This window comes from Streptococcus orisasini (assembly GCF_001431045.1).
Classification (GTDB): Bacteria; Bacillota; Bacilli; order Lactobacillales; family Streptococcaceae; genus Streptococcus; species Streptococcus orisasini.
In genome coordinates this window covers 1-851 of sequence record NZ_BCLE01000064.1, presented here as the reverse complement: position 1 = coordinate 851, position 851 = coordinate 1, and the positions used below count along the sequence as shown (strand labels likewise).

Annotated in this window: 1 protein-coding gene; it reads left to right on the top strand. The window is 38.4% G+C overall.

The genetic code is table 11. The annotated features are described in order from the left end of the window. The coding region (locus SCSH_RS10785; protein WP_152972564.1) for an IS3 family transposase at positions 1–851 on the top strand (851 nt) is incomplete at both ends.

Genomic DNA, 851 nt, shown 5'->3' with positions numbered 1-851 from the left:
CGCAAGACTCAAAGAAGAAAACGAAATTTTAAAAATTGCGGCCGTTTTGCTGGGCGAACATCGCAAGTAACACGTAAGACCCATTTTCCTATTGTCCAATCATTGCTAAAACAGCATTTTAAACTCATGATGGTGCTTCGCCTACTCAAAATACCCAAAAGCACCTACTTTAATTGGGTTCACTATACTGAGAGCCAACGACAACGAGAAGACACGATTTTAAAAGCTTTGTTGCGTGAAATTTGGCAAAATAACTATAAAGCTTATGGCGCGCCACGTCTGCGATTAGCATTAGCTGATCTGAATTTGCATCATGGAACCAACCGAGTTCGTCGTTTAATGCGAGAAGCTGGCATATACTCTGTCATGAGTCGTCGATTTAACAAACCAACGACAACTGTTGATTATCGTCAACGTCCCAACTTAATCAGGCATTTACCCGAAGCCAACGCTTGGAGCATGGACATCACTTATTTAAAGTTGAGTAATGGTCAGTGGGTCTATTTAGCGTCAGTTTTAGAGTTACAAACGCGTAAGATATTAGCCCATCAAATCAGTGCCACGATGGATACCAAATTGGTAGTTACAACACTACAAAGATCGCTGTCAACTGATAAAAAACCAAATTATTTACATACTGATATGGGCAGTCAGTTCACTAGTTTTGGCTTTGAAAATTTGTTAAAGCGACATAAAATTGATCATTCGTATTCAAAACTAGGACATCCATATGATAATGCCAAAATTGAAAGTTTTCACTCCCTATTAAAGCGTGAAATGATTTATCAATTCCGGTTTCCATCGATTGCACATCTAATTTTAGATGTGTCCAAGTATATTCATTGGTTCAA